Origin of the sequence: Cellulomonas sp. HZM (assembly GCF_000708885.1) — a bacterium.
Classification (GTDB): domain Bacteria; phylum Actinomycetota; class Actinomycetes; order Actinomycetales; family Cellulomonadaceae; genus Cellulomonas.
The window spans coordinates 20,198-35,865 of record NZ_JEOE01000015.1 but is presented as its reverse complement, the minus strand read 5'-3'; the positions used below and the strand labels follow the sequence as shown (position 1 = coordinate 35,865).

Here is a 15,668-nt window from a genome sequence, read left to right as displayed (position 1 = left end):
GGCATGGCAGCCGACGACGTGCGCGACGAGGTCGACCGCATCGTGTCGGCGTGGCGCCGCGAGCGGCCCGACCTGGACGTGCGCCCGCTCGAGGTGCTGTCCCGCGTCACGCGCCTCGCTCGGCACCTCGACCTCGCGCGTCGCACCGCGTTCGAGCGGCACCGGCTGGAGACGTGGGAGTTCGACGTGCTCTCGGCCCTGCGCCGCGCCGGGGAGCCGTACCGGCTCTCCCCCGGGGCGCTCCTGACGCAGACCCTCGTCACGAGCGGCACCATGACCAACCGCATCGACCGGCTCGCCGAGCACGGTCTCGTCGAGCGGCTCCCGTCGCCCGACGACCGGCGCGGCGTGCTGGTCCAGCTCACCGAGGCTGGTCGGGCACGCGTCGACGAGGCGTTCGCCGACCTGCTCGCGGTCGAGCACGGACTGCTCGCGGACCTCGGCGACGACGACCGCGACGAGCTCGCCGGCCTGCTGCGCCGCCTCGTCGGCCCGTTCGACGCGAGCTGACCTACCCTCGAGCCGTGATCGCGTTCGCGGCCGTCGTGCTGCTCCTCGGTGCCCTGTTCAACGTCGTGGCGTGGCCACGCTTCCTGCAGCGCATCGCGGCGGACCCGCGTGCGCGCGACGAGGCCGGGCGGCGCACGACGTTCTTCCGCGTGCACCTGGTGCTCATGCTGATCGCGCTCACCATCGCGGCGGCGTCGGTGGTCGCGGCGGTGGGGCTGCTCGCGAGCTGAACCAGCCGCAGCCGGTGCCGGATCAGCGGCACTTGTGACAGGAGTTGCCTCGAGTGAACCCGCGGGGCCCCACCAGTCCACTCCTGTCACAAGTGCCGCTGGTTGCGTGGCGTCGACGGGGGCGGTGGATCAGCCGGCGATCTCCGCAGCCTCGAGCCACGCCGCCTCGAGCTCGTCCTTCTCGGTGGCGAGCTCGCGCAGCTGCGCGTCGAGCGCCGCGACCGCGACGTGGTCGGTCGCCTGGTCCGCCATCTTCGCGTGCAGGTCCCGCTCCTGGTCCGCGATGCGGGAGAGCCGGCGCTCGACCCGAGCGATCTCCTTGCGTGCCGCGCGCACGTCGGCGGGGCTCGCGGCGGCGGCTGGGACGCCGGGGCCGGAGTCGGCGTCAGGCAGGGCCGGTGCGTCGGACGAGCCGGCGGTCGACGAAGCAGCGGCCGACGACGACCGCCCCGCGAGGGCCGCACGGCGCAGCTCCAGGTACTGCTCGACACCCCCCGGCAGGTCCCGCAGCGCTCCGTCGCCCAGCAGCGCCACCTGCCGGTCGCACACCCGCTCCAGCAGGTACCGGTCGTGCGAGACCACGATCAGCGTCCCGGGCCACGAGTCGAGCAGGTCCTCGAGCGCCGCGAGCGTGTCGGTGTCGAGGTCGTTGGTCGGCTCGTCGAGGAGCAGCACGTTGGGCTCGCCGACGAGCAGGCGCAGGAGCTGCAGGCGCCGGCGCTCGCCACCCGACAGGTCGCGCACGGACGTGCGCGCGCGGTCGCGCGGGAACCCGAGCCGCTCGACCAGCTGCGCCGCGGTGAGCTCCTTGCCCCCGACGACGACCGACCGCTTCTCGGACTCCACGACCTGCACGACGTTGAGCGCGCCGAGCTCGTCGAGGTCCTCGACGTCCTGGCGCAGCTCCGCAACCTGGATCGTCTTGCCGCGCTTGACGCGTCCGCTCGTGGGCTGCAGCCGCCCGGACAGCAGCCGCAGCAGGCTCGTCTTGCCCGCGCCGTTGACGCCGACGAGCCCGAACCGGTCCCCCGGCCCGATGCGCCACGTCACGTCGTCGAGCAGCGTGCGCTCGCCGAGCCGCAGCGTCACGTCCTCGACGTCGAGCACGTCCTTGCCGAGCCGCGCGGTGGCCATGCGCGAGAGCTCCATGCGGTCGCGGGGCGGCGGCTCGTCGGCGATGAGCGCGTTGGCGGCGTCGATGCGGAACTTGGGCTTCGACGTGCGTGCGGGAGCGCCGCGCCGCAGCCACGCGAGCTCCTTGCGGAGCAGGTTCTGGCGCTTCTCCTCGGTCGCCGCGGCGGTGCGCGCACGCTCCGCGCGGGCGAGCACGTAGGCCGCGTAGCCGCCGTCGTACTGGTCGACGACGCCGTCGTGCACCTCCCACGTGCGCGTGCACACCGCGTCGAGGAACCAGCGGTCGTGCGTCACGACCACCAGGGCGCCGCTCCCGCGCGCGTACCGCTGGTTCAGGTGCTCGGCGAGCCACGCCACGCCCTCGACGTCGAGGTGGTTGGTGGGCTCGTCGAGCACGAGCACCTCGTCGTCGCGCACCAGCAGCGCCGCGAGCGCGACGCGGCGGCGTTGGCCTCCCGACAGGTCGGCGACCCGCGCGGACAGGTCGACGTCGGGCAGCAGCCCGTCGTGGACCGCGCGGATGCGCGCGTCGGACGCCCACTCGTGCTCGTCGGCCCCGCCGTGCACCGCGTCCAGGACCGTGCCGGTGCCGAGCTCGTCGCGCTGCTCGAGCACCGCCACGCGCGTCCCGCCTGATCGGGTCACGCGGCCGTCGTCGGGCTCCTGCGCGCCGGACAGGACGCCGAGCAGCGTGGACTTGCCGGCGCCGTTGGGGCCGACGACGCCGATGCGCTGCCCGTCGTCGAGGCCGAGGCTGACGCCGTCGAGCAGCGTGCGCGTGCCGAGCGTGAGGGTGACGCGGTCCGCGCCGAGCAGGTGAGCCATGAGGGCTCCGAGGCTACCCGCGATGCGGGAGCGGGCCTCCGTCGGTCCGGCGGTCCGTCAGCCGGTCCGTCAGTCCGACGACACGACACGCGCGCCCGCGACCGGGCCCGATGCGGTCAGGACGCGGTCCGCGACCCCCGAGGCGGTGAACGCCGCCGCGAGCGCGAGCGCGTGCTGCCGCGAGCGCGCGAGCGCCGCGACGGTCGGCCCGGACCCCGAGACGATCACGCCGAGCGCCCCCGCGTCCTCCGCGACCGCGAGCGGCTCGGCGAGCATCGGGTCGAGGTCGAGCGACGCCATCTGCAGGTCGTTGTGCAGCGCGGCGCCGAGTGCGTGCGGGTCGCCTGCGCGCAGCGCGTGCATGAGCGGCACGTCGTCCTGGCCGTCGGGCGGGCCGGGCACGCCGCCGTGCAGCTCGTCGAACCGGGTGTAGACGTCGCTCGTCGACAGTCCGCGGTCCTGCACCGCGAACGCCCAGTGGAAGTCCCCGCGCGTGAGCGCGGGCGTGAGCAGGTGCCCACGGCCCTGGCCGACCGCCGTGTGGCCCATGAGCAGGAAGGGGACGTCGGCGCCGACGTGCGCGGCGATCTCGATGAGCTCCGCGCGGCTGAGGCCGGTGGCCCAGAGGGTGTCGCAGGCGAGCAGGGCCGCGGCCGCGTCGGCGGAGCCGCCCGCCATGCCGCCCGCGACGGGCACGCCCTTCTCGAGGTGCAGGTGCACGCCCTCGTCGACCCCGACGTGCCCGGCGAGGACCTCGACGGCGCGCAGCGCGAGGTTCGTGCCGTCCGTCGGGACGACGTCGGCCTGCACCCCCGCGACGCTCAACGTCCGGTCCGACGAGGGCGTCGCCACGACCTCCTCGAAGACCGACACCGCCTGGAACACGGTGCTCAGCGGGTGGTAGCCGTCCTCCTCGCGCGCACCCACGCGCAGGGACAGGTTGATCTTCCCGGGGGCCCGGACCCGCACCTCGCGCTCGGGCAGCGGCTCCACGGGGGTCAACGTCACGCGTCCACCCTGCCAGACGATCCGCCGAGGTTCCCGCCCGTCGCCTGCACGGGGGCGACGAGCTGCTCGGCGACGCGCGCGAACCCCTCGACGTCCACCCGCTCGCCGCGGTCCTGCGGGTCCACGCCGGCCGCGGTCAGGGCCGCGGTCGCCGCGTCCGACGAGCCCGCGAGGCCGGCCAGCGCCGAGCGAAGCATCTTGCGCCGCTGCGCGAACGCCGCGTCGACGACGGCGAACACCTCCTCGCGCGTGGCCGTCGTGCTCGGGGGCTCGCGGCGGTCGAGCCGGACCAGCGCGGAGTCCACGTTGGGCGCGGGCCAGAACACCGAGCGGCCGATGGTCGACGTGCGGCGGGCCGCGGCGTACCAGGCCGTCTTCGCCGACGGCACGCCGTACGTGCGGCTGCCCGGGGGCGCCGCGAGGCGGTCCGCGACCTCGGCCTGCACCATCACGAGGCCGCGCTCGAGCGACGCGAACCGCTCGAGGAACGTGAGCAGCACGGGGACGGAGACGTTGTAGGGCAGGTTCGCGACGAGCGCGACGGGCGGCGGTCCCGGCAGCTCGGTGACGTCCAGGGCGTCGGCGAGCACGATCGTGAGCCGGTCGCGACCTGCCTCGTCGCGCAGCACCGTGACGGGGTGGCCGTCGGCCTGCTCACCAGCCTCCTGCACGGTCAGGCCCGGGACGTGGCGCGCGACCGTCTCGGGGAGCAGCCGCGCGAGCACGGGGTCGATCTCGACCGCGACGACGTCCGCCCGCGCCTCGAGCAGCCCGAGCGTGAGCGAGCCCAGCCCGGGGCCGACCTCGACGACGCGGTCGCCCTCGCCGACGTCCGCCTGCCGCACGATCTTGCGCACCGTGCCTCCGTCGAGCACGAAGTTCTGCCCGAGCGTCTTCGTCGGGCGGACCCCGGCACGCGCGGCGAGCTCGCGGATCTCCGCGGGACCGAGCAGGGGGGTCGTCGACATGCGCCCGAGCCTATGCGAGCGACGACGAAGCGCCCGCCCCCACCAGCCACGAGGGCGACGGGGACGGGCGCTGCGTCAGGAGCGCGTCAGGAGAACAGGCGCTTGCCGCACACGGGCCACTGACCGGCACCCGAGCGGTTGTAGAGCATCTTGGCGCGCGCGGTCTGCTCCGAGGCCGAGGCCTTCGACGGCAGGCCGGCCCCGCCGACCGCTCGCCACGTGCCCACCGAGAACTGGTAGAGGCCGTGGTAGAGGCCGTTCGACGAGACGACGTGCGGGTTGCCGCCCGACTCGCACTTGGCGAGCGCGGCCCAGTTGAGGTCGTCGGCCTTGCCACCGGCCTTGATCGGACCGGACTTCTGGCTCGACGAGCCCGAGCTCGAGGACCCCGAGGACTTCGTCGAGGTCGTCACGACGGGACGCTCCTTGGTGCCCACGGTGACGACCTCGTCGACGGCCTTCGTCGTCACGTCGTCGGACAGCTTCACGGTGTCTGTGACCTTGCCGTCCACCTTCGTGACGCGCTCGACGACCGTCCGCACGCCCTTCTTGCCCTTGGTCGTGACGACCTTGGTGCCGACGTAGCGGTCGGAGTCCTTCTTGGTCGACGAGTCGAACTTCACCGACTTCTTCGTGGTCTTCTCCTCGACGACGACGCGGTTCACGACGACCTGCACGCGGTCGCCCCGCTGCGTGACGAACACGCGGTCGAGCGGTGCGAGCGTGACGTCGAGGTCGGTCAGCACCTGGCCGACGGGGACGTCGGCGTCGGGGACGGCGTGCGTGTCGCCGTCGACCGTGACGTCCACCGACCCGTGCAGCACGAGGTCCAGCGGCAGCTCGGCGCGGCCGTCCGACGAGCGCGAGGCGACGAGCGAGACGCGGTCGTCGCGCGACGCGAGCGTCTCGAGCGCCTCGTCGGCCGTGAGCGCCGTGGTCCAGACCTGGCGGTTGACGCCGTCCGTCTCGACCGTGATCTGGTGTGCGTGGCGCACGACGACGTCCTGGCCCTCGCGCAGTGCGCCCGAGGTCGAGACGTCGTCGCGGGCGCCGACCTTCACACCCTGCTCGGCGAGCAGCTTGTCGACCGAGCCGGCGAACGTGTCGACCTTGGTGACCTGGCCGTCGACGTCGAGCTGGACCTGCTTGTGGGCGTTGGCGTAGGCAGCGGTGCCACCCGCGAGCACGAGCACGGCCGCGCCGGCGACGACGGGCAGAGCCCGGCGACCACGCCTGGCCCCTCGCTCGTCGCCCGTGGGGGCGGTGCCGGCGACGTCCGCGGGGTCGTTGCCCGGGGTGGTCGCGTCGTGGCGGGAGAAGAGGCCGCTGAGGCGGGTCGAGAAGGGCACGGGGCTCCAGCCGTCGTGGTTCCCGGGCACGGGGGCGGACGTGCCGCGCTGGCGCAGGCACCCGAGCGGTGGACCGGTCTGCAGTCCCACGGACACCAGGAGGGTGGCGTCCCCGTCGGTTCCCGGATCCCCGATCCGGCTGTTCCCGGACCCACCCGCTGGCGGGTCCCGGGCCGCGCGCTCAGTTGCCCTGGGCGGGCTTCCTCGCGAAGCGACACGCGACCGTAACCGAATCGTGATCCGGATGCCAACCCCTGCCCCGCACCGTCATGGTAAAGGGACGGTCAGTACCAGCCCTGCGACTGGAAAGAGGCCCAGGCCCCGCAGGGCGTCTTGTAGCGGCCCTTGATGTAGTTCAGCCCCCAGGTGATCTGCGTCGCGGGGTTGGTGCGCCAGTCCGCCCCGACGCTCGCCATCTTCGAGCCCGGCAGCGCCTGCGGGATCCCGTACGCGCCCGACGACTTGTTCTCGGCGTTGATCCGCCAGCCGCTCTCGCGCTTCCACAGCTGGACGAGGCACGCGAACTGGTCGTCGCCCCAGCCGCGAGCCGCCGCGAGCTCCTTCGCGATCGCCTGCGCGCTGCCCGGCGCGACCTTCACCTGGCTCGGGTCCGGCAGCACCATCGTGCCGATGTGGACCACCTGGGTCACCGGCTCGGTCGTGACGACCGACGAGAGCGCGGTGCGCTTCGTGACGACGCCGCCCACCGACTCGGTCTCGTACGTCGTCGTGCGGACGCCCGCCCGGCCCTTGGTGACGACGACCTTCTGGCCCTTCGCCAGCCCGGGGTCGTCGACCTCCTCGGTGTCGAACGGGACCGCCTCGGTGCGCGTCTGCCCGTCGGTCGCGGCGCGCGTCACCAGCACGACGAGGCCGTCGACGGCCGTCGCGTCGAGCGGGACCGAGACGTGGTCGCCCTCGCCGAGCACCAGGCCGATCTCCTTGAGCGCGTCGCGCACGGTGTCTGCGCTGCTCACGCCGTCGATCACCTGGCCGTCCACGACCAGGTGGATCGTCTTCTGCGTCGACACGCGCAGCGCGTCACGGCCCAGCGGCTCCGAGCGGGACGCCGAGAGGCGGACGTCGCCGTCGCGCAGGCCCATCGCGTCGACCGCCTCGCCGACCGTGAGCGCCGTGGTCCACACCTTGCGCTGCTCGCCGTCGACCTGCACCTCGACGCTGCGGCCGTGGCGCACGACGATCTGCTCGCCCTTGCTCACCGCGTCGTGCAGCCCAGGGGCGACGAGGTCCCGCGGGCCGACCTCGATCTTCGCGTCCGCCAGCACCTGGCCGACCGTGCGCCCGAAGCCCTCGACCTGCACGGCCTGGCCGTCGAGGTCGACGGTCACCGTCTTGTGCAGCACCGCGAACGCGCTGGTGGCGCCGACGACGAGCGCGAGCACCCCCGCCTGCGCGGCGATGCGCACGGCACGCGGTCCGGTCCGGGCGGGCGCCGTCGCGGGCACCGTCGTCGCGGGCACCGTCGTCGCGGACGCCGCCGGGTGCGCGGGACGCTCGACGCGCCCGTCAGCCCGGTCGTCCGCGTGCACGCTCGTCGCCTCTCGTCGGTGGCAGTCTCTCGACCTCTACCCTCCACGTCGGCGCGCGCGAGCCGCGACCTGAGCCGGGAGGGGTCGGTTCAGCCGTCCGACCGTAACCGATCCGTGACCGCTGCGGGTAGCCGGGACCGTCGCCGCACGGGGCTCCAGCACCCGTCCGGACGAGGACCGTCCCGCCGTGGCCCCACCACCCCGGCGTGGCCCCGGCGTGTCGGCCCGGCGTGTCGCGGCGCGCACCCCGAACGGGTGGTTCTGGCTGTCGAGGCGAGCCAGAACGCACCCGCTCGCGGACGGGCTGGTCACACGGGCCGGTCATCACGGGCGAGTCATCACGGGCCAGTCACCACGGGCCGGTCACCACGGGCCGGTCACCACGGGCCGTAGACGCGTTCCGACGTAGTCGACAGGGTCGCGCACAGGTCGGCCAGGGGGACGTCGCGGACCTCCGCGAGCGTGCGGACCGTGCCGGGCAGCAGGTAGGGCGCGTTGGGACGGCCACGGAACGGGTGGACCGTGAGGTAGGGGGCGTCCGTCTCGACGAGCAGCAGCTCCGCCGGGAGCAGGCGCGCCGCCGCACGCAGGTCCTCGTTCGCGGGGAACGAGACCGGCCCCGCGAACGAGCAGAACCAGCCCTGCTCGGCAGCCACCTCGGCGAGCGCTGGCCCTCCCGAGAAGCAGTGGAACACCGTGCGCTCGGGTGCACCGTCCGCGAGCAGGACCTCGACCACCTCGTCGTGCGCGTCGCGGTCGTGGATCTGCAGCGCCAGGTCCAGCTCCTTGGCGAGCGCGACGTGCGCACGGAATGCGTCGCGCTGGACGGCCCGGCCACGCGGGCCGGCGCGGAAGTGGTCGAGACCCGTCTCCCCGATCGCGCGGACCCGCGGGTTCGCGCGCGCGACGAGCATCACCGCGTCGATCGCGTCGTCGAGCGACATCGCGTGCCGCGGCTGCGGGTCGGGCTCGAGGCCGTCGGGGGCCACCTCGCGCACGCCCGCGTGCAGCACGGCCTCGTTGGGGTGGATCGCCACCGCGCCCAGCAGCTGCGGGTGCGCGCGCACCGCGGCATCCGTCCACGCGACGGCGTCGAGGTCGCAGCCGACCTGAACCATCCGGGTCACGCCCACCGAGGCCGCGCGCGCGACGTGCTCCGCGACCCCCGGCAGCTCACGCTCGTCGCCACCCGCCGCCCAGCCGTCCGCCACCCACTCGACGACCGACTCCAGGTGCGTGTGGTTGTCCACCACGGGCACCGGCAGCGGCTCCGGGCGCGCGGGCCAACCGCGCTCGCGTGTGCGCGCCATCAGCGCGCCGCGTACCGGGCGAGCTCCTCCTCGACGATCGAGTCGTCGAGCTTGGTGAACACGGGCGTCGGCTTCGCGACCGCCGTCCCGGCCACCACGGGCACGGACTCCCACGCGGGCACGCCCGAGTAGTCACCCGTGATGACCGGGTAGTGCCGCGACTCGTCGTCCAGGTCCGTGACCTCGTCGATGCGGGGCTGCGGCGCGAACGTGCCGGTGCGGCCGAACGTCTCGTGCACCTGCTGCGCCGAGTGCGGCAGGAACGGTGCGAGCAGCGTGTTCGCGTCGCTCACCGCCTGCGCCGCGGTGTTCAGCACCGTGGCGAGCCTCTCGCGGTCCGCGGTCAGCTTCCACGGCTCGGTCTCCGAGACGTAGCGGTTGGCCTCCTGCACCACGCGCATCGCCTCGCCGATCGCCGCCTTGTGCCGGTGCGTCCCGACGAGCTCCCCGACGCGCGCGAACGCGCCGGAGGACGTCGCGAGCAGCGCCCGGTCCACGTCCGCGAGCTCACCCGCCGCGGGGATCTCGCCGAAGTTCTTGTGGATCATGCTCGCGGTGCGGTTCACGAGGTTGCCCCAGCCCGCGACGAGCTCGTCGTTGGTGCGGCGCAGGAAGTCCGCCCACGTGAAGTCGGAGTCCTGGTTCTCCGGGCCGGCCGTCGAGATGAAGTACCGCAGCGCGTCCGGCTGGTAGCGCGCGAGCATGTCGCGCACGTAGATGACGATGCCGCGCGAGCTCGCGAACTTCTTGCCCTCCATCGTGAGGAACTCGCTGCTCACCACCTCGGTGGGCAGCTGCAGGTCGCCGTAAGGGCCCGGCGCCCCGCCCTTGTCACCCTTCCCGTCGTAGCCCAGCAGCTCGGCGGGCCAGATCTGGGAGTGGAACGTGATGTTGTCCTTGCCCATGAAGTAGTAGCTAAGGGCCTCCGGGTCGTTCCAGAACGCGCGCCACGCGTCGTCGTCCCCGCTGCGGCGCGCCCACTCGACGCTCGCCGAGAGGTACCCGATCACCGCGTCGAACCACACGTACAGGCGCTTGTTCGGGTTGTCCTCCCAGCCGGGCAGCGGCACGGGGATGCCCCAGTCGATGTCCCGCGTCATGGCACGCGGGCGCATGTCGTCGACCAGGTTGAGGCTGAAGTTGAGCACGTTGGGGCGCCAGCCCTGGCGGCCCTTGAGCCACGTCTCGAGCGCGCTCGCGAACGCGGGCAGGTCGAGGAAGAAGTGGGTGGACTCGACGAACTTCGGCTTCTCGCCGTTGATGCGGCTCTTCGGGTTGATCAGGTCGATCGCGTCGAGCTGGTTGCCGCAGTTGTCGCACTGGTCGCCGCGCGCGCCGTCGTACCCGCAGATGGGGCACGTGCCCTCGATGTAGCGGTCCGGCAGCGTGCGGCCCGTGCTGGGGCTGATCGCGCCCATCGTCGACTGCTCGACCATGTAGCCGTTCTTGTGCACCGTGCGGAACATCTCCTGCACCACGGCGTAGTGGTTGCGCGTGGTGGTGCGCGTGAACAGGTCGTAGCTCAGGCCCAGGTTGGTGAGGTCCTCGACGATGACCCGGTTGTAGCGGTCCGCCAGCTCCTGCGGGCTCACGCCCTCCTGCTCGGCCTGCACGAGGATCGGCGTGCCGTGCTCGTCGGTGCCCGACACCATGAGCACGTCGTGGCCTGCCATGCGCATGTAGCGGGAGAAGACGTCCGAGGGGACGCCGAAGCCGGCGACGTGACCGATGTGGCGGGGACCGTTCGCGTAGGGCCACGCGACGGCCGACAGGATGCGGGACATGCGCCGATCCTAGGTGCCCGGCGGTCACCGCCGCGGGCGACGTCCGGCCGCGAGCCGGCCGCGAGCCGACCGCGGGACCGCCGTGCGTTCGCACGCTCCGCGCGCCCCCGGCTCGGTCGCGGTGCAGAACCAGCGGACCTTGTGACTGGTGCGCCTGGAGTGGCGCGCTGGAGGCGTCCGGAGTGCGCACGCGTCACAAGAGCCGCTGATTGCGATCCGGAAGCTGACCGCACGCCGCTCGGACCGCATCGACCAGCCGGTCCACGTCACGCCGGACGTCCGCCGCCGCGAACCTCAGCACCAGGTACCCCTGGGCGACCAGCTCCCGGTCACGTCGCCGATCTTCGCGGAAGGCACGCACCGAGCTGTGGAACTCGAAGCCGTCGAGCTCCACCACCACCCGTCCCTCGACGAGCAGGTCGACGTACCCGACGCGGGCCACGAGCACCCCCGGCTCCACCACGAGCCCGTCGGCGACGAGAGCGAGTCGCGCCACGGTCTCGAGCGGGGACATGCTGCGGCCGTCCGCGCGCGAGAGCACGAAGCGGGCTCCGACCGGGGACGTCACCGGCAGCGCCGCCGCGATCTGTCGGAGCGTCGCGCGCCGCTGGTTGAGCGCGCTGTCGATCGACACGAGCGCCTCCGCAGGCGCGCAGCAGATCAGCATCCGCGCCAACGCCTCGTCCAGCGGGACCGCCTCGACGCCGGCCACCCGACCCTGCGGCGCGGCGCTCTCGTGGTGCACGACCGCCGGCCACGCCCTCCGCGCGTCGGATGCCGTCGTCCCGCGGTTGCACGGTACCGACAGGTGCGGCGCTGCCGCGGGGCGGAGCACCGCGACGCCGTACGACTCCACCGCCGAGACACAACCGAGCCGGGCTCCGTGCACGACCGCGGAGATCGCGGCGCGGCCAGCACCCGCGAGCGCGTAGACGCCCCGGGCCACCCGGCGGACCGATCCTCGTTCGATCTCACCGGCGAGGGTCGCCGCCGAGCCCGCGCGACGCCCGAGATCCTGTCGACGTGCGACCCCTCCGAGCTCGCGAAGGCGCCGTTCCGTGTCGGTGAGCACTCGCCGATCAGCCCACGGATCGGCGCGCTCGTGGGGAGGCACCGGCGCCCGCTGTGGAGAGCGGCCGCAGCCGGCGCTCCTGTGGACGGTTCGGCGCGTGGCGGCCCGTCGCCGGCGGTACCACCCGAGGCTCAGGGCGGGCGAACGTCACGATCAGCGGCACTTGTGACGTGAGCGCCCGGTGATGCGGGCTGCCCGCCACATCAGGCCCCACCTGTCACAAGTCCCGCTGATCCGGTTCGCCGACGCAGGCCGCGGCACGCCCGCGCGAGGCCCGCGCGGGGCCTGCGCGGGGACCCGCGCGAGGAGTCGTCCGCAGAGCCGCGCGTGGAGTCGCGCAGGTCAGCCGAGCGTGATGCGGACGATGCGGTCGTCGCCCGGGCGGGGGGTGCCGCGGCCGTCCGTGTTGTTGGTCAGCACCCACAGCGAGCCGTCCGGCGCCTCGGCGACCGCGCGCAGGCGGCCCAGGTCCGTGAGCAGCGCGCGCGGCGTGCCCACGCCGTCCGGCGTCAGGGGGACGCGCCACAGCCGTTCGCCGCGCAGCGCCGCGAGGTACACGGCGTCGTCGGTCACGGCGATGCCGCTCGGCGACGCGTCGGACGTCGCCCACTGCGCGACGGGGTCGACGAACCCCGCACGGCCGGCGCGCCCCTCGACCACTGGCCACCCGTAGTCCGCACCCGGCTCGATCACGTTGAGCTCGTCCCACGTGTCCTGCCCGAACTCGGCCGCGAGCATCCGCCCGTCGGGCACCCAGCCGAGGCCCTGCGGGTTGCGGTGACCGAGGCTCCACACGGGCGAGCCGGGCGTCGGGTTGCCCGGCGCGGGCTCACCGTCCGCCGTGACGCGCAGGATCTTGCCGTTGAGCGAGGCGGGGTCCTGCGCGTCGGGCCGCTCGTTCGCGTCGCCCGTGGTCACGTACAGGAACCCGTCGGGGCCCACCGCGAGCCGGCCGCCGTCGTGGTTGCGCGCCTTGTGGATGCCGGTGAGCACCGGCCGGAGGTCGCCCAACGACGAACCGGTGAGCGTCGCGCGCAGCACGCGGTTGTCGTCGGCCGCGGTGGCGTAGAGCGCGAGGTCGACGGCGCCCCCGTCGGACCCGAGCACGGCGACGCCCAGCAGACCGCCCTCACCGGCCGGGTGCACCACGTCGAGCAGCCGGCGGGCGCCCGGCCCGGTCACGCGCGTGACGGCGCCCGCCGGCGACACCAGCACGAGCCGCTTCTCGTCGCGCAGCGTGACGACCGCGTCGCCCCCGGGCAGGAACGCGATCCCCCACGGGACGTCGAGGCCGGTGACGACGTCGTCCTGGGCGGTGACCCGGACGTCGGGCGCGGGCGTGGGCGACGAGCCGGTGGGCGAGAGCGCGGTGGGCGAGGGGGACGACGAGGACGACGACCCGCCCCCCGTGCACCCCGCGAGCACCAGGACCACCGCGACCAGCCAGATCCGCACGCGCGCCATGCCCCAGCGCAGCACGCCCGGCCCGTGCGTGCAACGCTGGACGGATGACGCAGACCCCGGAGACGACGAACCACCGCGCGCTGCTCGTCGTCGACGTGCAGCCCACGTTCTGCGAGGGCGGTGCTCTCGCGGTGGCGGGCGGCGACGACGTGGCCCGCGCGGTGGCCGAGCACGCCGCCGCGCACCGGGACGCCTACGACCTCGTCGTGACGACGCAGGACTGGCACGTCGATCCCGGCGACCACTTCAGCGACCACCCCGACTTCGTCGACACGTGGCCCCCGCACGGCGTCGCGGGCACGCCCGAGGCGGAGCTGCACCCGGCGCTCGCGGAGCTGGGTCCGGACGCGAGCGTCAAGAAGGGCGCGTACGCCGCGGCCTACTCGGGCTTCGAGGGGACGGATGCCGAGGGCCGCACGCTCGAGACGATCCTGCGGGACGCGGGCATCGACGCGGTCGACGTCGTCGGCATCGCCGAGTCGCACTGCGTGCGCGCGACCGCGCTCGACGCCCACGGGCTCGGCCTGGCGACGAGGGTCCTCACCGACCTCACGGTGCCGGTCTCCCCCGAGCTCGGCGCGGCCGCGCGCGACGAGCTGCGAGCCGCGGGCGTCGAGCTGTCGACGTCCGATCAGGCGTTCGTGGCACCCGACGAGAGCCGCTCGAGCTCGGCGTAGGCGCCGTCGGCCGAGACGAGCTCGGCGTGCGACCCGATCTCGACGAGCCGCCCGTCCCGCATCACCGCGATGCGGTCCGCGCCGCGGATCGTCGAGAGCCGGTGCGCGACGACGAACGTGGTCCGTCCCGCCATGAGCCGCGCGAGCGCCTCCTGCACGAGCCGCTCCGAGGCGGTGTCGAGCGCGGACGTCGCCTCGTCGAGCACGAGCACGCGCGGGTCGCGCACGAGGGCTCGCGCGATCGCGAGCCGCTGCCGCTGCCCGCCCGACAGCCGCGCGCCCCGCTCGCCGATCACCGCGTCGAGGCCACCCATCTGCTCGACGAAGCCCAGCGCGTTCGCACCCCGCAGCGCCTCGAGCACGGCGTCGTCGGACAGGTCGTGGCTGCCGTAGGTGACGTTGTCGCGCACCGACCCCTCGAACAGCAGGGACTCCTGCGGCACCACCGCGAGGAACCGCCGGTACGTGCGCAGGTCGAGGCCGGCCATGTCCCGCCCGTCGAGCAGGATCCGCCCGCTCGTCGGCGCGAGGAAACCGATGACCATGTTGAGCACGGTGGACTTGCCGGACCCGGACGGGCCGACGAGCGCCACCGTCTCCCCGGCCCGCACGTGCAGGTCCAGGGCCTCGACGGCGACCTCGTCGGGTGCGTCGGCGTAGTGGAACGTGACGTCGTGGAACTGCACGTCCCCGTGCACGTCGTCGACGACGGCCTTGCCCGCGTTGCGCTCGACGTCCGGCTCGGTGAGGACCTCGCTCATCGACCGCACGGACTCGAGGCCCTTGGTGATGATCGGCGTCAGGCTCATGATCGCGGTGACGGACCCGGTCAGCGCGACGAAGTACGACGACAGCATCGTCACGTCACCGGCCGTCATGCCGAACCGCCCCGTCCACGCGACCCACGCGGCACCGATGAGGCATGCGACCGACAGCAGCTGCATGAGGATCCACGACAGCGCGCCGAACCAGCCGTTGGTGACGTCGAGCCGGATGCCCGCGTCGCGCACCCCGACCAGGGTCGCGCCCATGCGGTCGAGCTCGTCGCGCTCGAGCGCGTGCGCGCGCGTGATGGGGATGAGGTGCGTCATCTCGGAGACGCGCGCGGACATGTTCTCCACCTCCGCGCGGAACGCGGCGTTGCGCGCGGTCATGCGCCGGCGCATCGAGACGACGAGCGCCGCCGCGGCCGGGACCGCCACCGCGTACACCGGCAGGAACTCGGGCACCTTGATGGCGGTGATGACGATCGCTCCCGTGAGCGTGGTGATCGCGGCCATGCCGGAGTCGAACGCCTGGCGCGAGCTCTCGACGACGTTCTCGACGTCCCGCACGATCTTGGCCTGCAGCACACCCGCGCTCACGCGGCGGTGGTAGCCGATCGAGAGCTCCTGCAGGCGCTGCGCGAGTGCCATGCGCAGGTTGGTCTCGACCGTGCGGACCGAACGGGACAGCATGCGCACGTAGAGCTGGTGCAGCGGCAGGTTCTGCGCGATCAGCACCGCCATCAGCACCGCGGAGACCCACAGCTCGTGCAGCGGCTGGTGCTCGACGACCACGTCGATGACGTTGGCGGTGAGCAGCGGGATGATCCAGATCGGCGAGTGCTTGACGGCGAACGCGGCGGTCGCGACGGTGAGCCGCCCGCCCTGGCCGCGGAACATCCGGCGCAGGGTGCGGACGGGGTGCGCGCCGTCGTAGACGTCCTGGGGGTCGGTCACGGCGGTCATCGTATCGATTCGAGCGACGGTTGCGGAGACGGTGCCCGCCGAGGTCCGGCGACGTCG

The 15,668-nt window shown here is 73.7% G+C and carries 13 protein-coding genes; 3 read left to right on the top strand and 10 right to left on the bottom strand.

Going from position 1 to position 15,668, the window contains the following annotated elements; translation table 11 throughout:
• The first annotated feature begins 3 nt into the window (after positions 1-3).
• Positions 4-510: a MarR family winged helix-turn-helix transcriptional regulator gene (locus tag AW16_RS0109890; protein WP_304412824.1), complete on the top strand. Its 507-nt coding sequence runs from the start codon at positions 4-6 to the stop codon at positions 508-510.
• Positions 511-524: 14 nt separating this feature from the next.
• The gene (locus tag AW16_RS0109885; RefSeq protein ID WP_029289985.1) at positions 525-740 is read left to right on the top strand and encodes an SCO4848 family membrane protein; all 216 of its coding nucleotides are present in this window, start codon (positions 525-527) and stop codon (positions 738-740) included.
• A gap of 129 nt (positions 741-869) precedes the next feature.
• On the opposite strand, the gene AW16_RS0109880 is transcribed toward AW16_RS0109885, so the two are convergent.
• From AW16_RS0109880 to AW16_RS0109840, 9 genes are all read right to left on the bottom strand, one after another.
• Positions 870-2,699 carry an ABC-F family ATP-binding cassette domain-containing protein gene (locus AW16_RS0109880; protein WP_029289983.1) on the bottom strand — a complete coding sequence of 610 codons (1,830 nt, stop codon included), beginning with the start codon at positions 2,697-2,699 and terminating at the stop codon, positions 870-872.
• A 69-nt stretch (positions 2,700-2,768) separates the two neighbouring features.
• Positions 2,769-3,707: a 4-(cytidine 5'-diphospho)-2-C-methyl-D-erythritol kinase gene (locus AW16_RS0109875; protein ID WP_029289981.1), complete on the bottom strand. Its 939-nt coding sequence runs from the start codon at positions 3,705-3,707 to the stop codon at positions 2,769-2,771.
• Entirely contained in the window at positions 3,704-4,675 is a 972-nt protein-coding gene (rsmA, locus tag AW16_RS0109870; protein ID WP_051681839.1) for a 16S rRNA (adenine(1518)-N(6)/adenine(1519)-N(6))-dimethyltransferase RsmA, read from the bottom strand. The genes AW16_RS0109875 and rsmA overlap by 4 nt, the downstream gene beginning before the upstream one ends.
• An 86-nt stretch (positions 4,676-4,761) precedes the next feature.
• Positions 4,762-6,114: a resuscitation-promoting factor gene (locus tag AW16_RS0109865; protein WP_231496010.1), complete on the bottom strand. Its 1,353-nt coding sequence runs from the start codon at positions 6,112-6,114 to the stop codon at positions 4,762-4,764.
• A 194-nt stretch (positions 6,115-6,308) separates the two neighbouring features.
• Positions 6,309-7,574, bottom strand: coding sequence for a ubiquitin-like domain-containing protein (locus AW16_RS0109860; RefSeq protein WP_231496009.1), 1,266 nt, complete (start codon positions 7,572-7,574; stop codon positions 6,309-6,311).
• Positions 7,575-7,951: 377 nt separating this feature from the next.
• Positions 7,952-8,884: a TatD family hydrolase gene (locus AW16_RS0109855; RefSeq protein WP_029289974.1), complete on the bottom strand. Its 933-nt coding sequence runs from the start codon at positions 8,882-8,884 to the stop codon at positions 7,952-7,954.
• A complete protein-coding gene (gene metG / locus AW16_RS0109850) occupies positions 8,884-10,668 on the bottom strand; it encodes a methionine--tRNA ligase (RefSeq protein ID WP_029289972.1) in 1,785 nt (594 codons plus the stop codon). Before metG ends, AW16_RS0109855 begins: the two co-directional genes overlap by 1 nt.
• A gap of 193 nt (positions 10,669-10,861) precedes the next feature.
• Positions 10,862-11,614: an endonuclease domain-containing protein gene (locus AW16_RS17695; protein WP_156044128.1), complete on the bottom strand. Its 753-nt coding sequence runs from the start codon at positions 11,612-11,614 to the stop codon at positions 10,862-10,864.
• Positions 11,615-12,082: 468 nt separating this feature from the next.
• Positions 12,083-13,219: a sorbosone dehydrogenase family protein gene (locus tag AW16_RS0109840; protein ID WP_231496008.1), complete on the bottom strand. Its 1,137-nt coding sequence runs from the start codon at positions 13,217-13,219 to the stop codon at positions 12,083-12,085.
• Positions 13,220-13,248: 29 nt separating this feature from the next.
• Here AW16_RS0109840 and AW16_RS0109835 point away from each other — a divergent pair, with 29 nt between their 5' ends.
• Positions 13,249-13,881: an isochorismatase family protein gene (locus tag AW16_RS0109835; protein ID WP_051681836.1), complete on the top strand. Its 633-nt coding sequence runs from the start codon at positions 13,249-13,251 to the stop codon at positions 13,879-13,881.
• Here the strand turns inward: AW16_RS0109835 and AW16_RS0109830 are convergent.
• Positions 13,836-15,611, bottom strand: a complete 1,776-nt coding sequence (locus AW16_RS0109830) for an ABC transporter ATP-binding protein (RefSeq protein ID WP_029289964.1) — start codon at positions 15,609-15,611, stop codon at positions 13,836-13,838. The two genes, AW16_RS0109835 and AW16_RS0109830, sit on opposite strands and share 46 nt — an antisense overlap.
• Between the last annotated feature and the right edge of the window lie 57 nt (positions 15,612-15,668).

Coding starts and splice junctions, on each gene's coding strand:
- AW16_RS0109835 (WP_051681836.1), top strand. CDS start 13,249: ATGACGCAGACCCCGGAGACGACGAACCACCGCGCGCTGCTCGTCGTC.
- AW16_RS0109830 (WP_029289964.1), bottom strand. CDS start 15,611: ATGACCGCCGTGACCGACCCCCAGGACGTCTACGACGGCGCGCACCCC.
- AW16_RS0109880 (WP_029289983.1), bottom strand. CDS start 2,699: ATGGCTCACCTGCTCGGCGCGGACCGCGTCACCCTCACGCTCGGCACG.
- rsmA (WP_051681839.1), bottom strand. CDS start 4,675: ATGTCGACGACCCCCCTGCTCGGTCCCGCGGAGATCCGCGAGCTCGCC.
- AW16_RS0109890 (WP_304412824.1), top strand. CDS start 4: ATGGCAGCCGACGACGTGCGCGACGAGGTCGACCGCATCGTGTCGGCG.
- metG (WP_029289972.1), bottom strand. CDS start 10,668: ATGTCCCGCATCCTGTCGGCCGTCGCGTGGCCCTACGCGAACGGTCCC.
- AW16_RS0109855 (WP_029289974.1), bottom strand. CDS start 8,884: ATGGCGCGCACACGCGAGCGCGGTTGGCCCGCGCGCCCGGAGCCGCTG.